The organism is Streptomyces cyaneofuscatus, assembly GCF_000718135.1.
GTDB classification, from domain to species: domain Bacteria; phylum Actinomycetota; class Actinomycetes; order Streptomycetales; family Streptomycetaceae; genus Streptomyces; species Streptomyces cyaneofuscatus.
Map to the genome: position 1 here is coordinate 1 of NZ_JOEM01000122.1, position 203 is coordinate 203.

At 72.4% G+C, this 203-nt stretch carries 1 protein-coding gene; it reads left to right on the plus strand.

Going from position 1 to position 203, the window contains the following annotated elements:
- Nucleotides 1-203: P-type ATPase actuator domain-containing protein (locus IF17_RS01000000137015; protein ID WP_032773263.1), on the plus strand; the 203-nt coding region annotated here is incomplete at both ends.

Here is a 203-nt window from a genome sequence, read left to right on the forward strand (position 1 = left end):
GGTCCGCCCCGGGGAGAAGATCGCGACGGACGGGAAGGTCGTCGAGGGCAGCTCGGCCGTCGACGCGTCGATGCTGACCGGCGAGTCCGTCCCCGTGGAGGTCACCGCAGGCGACTCCGTCACCGGGGCGACGATCAACGCGGGCGGCCGTCTCGTCGTCGAAGCCACCCGCATCGGCTCCGACACCCAACTCGCCCGCATGG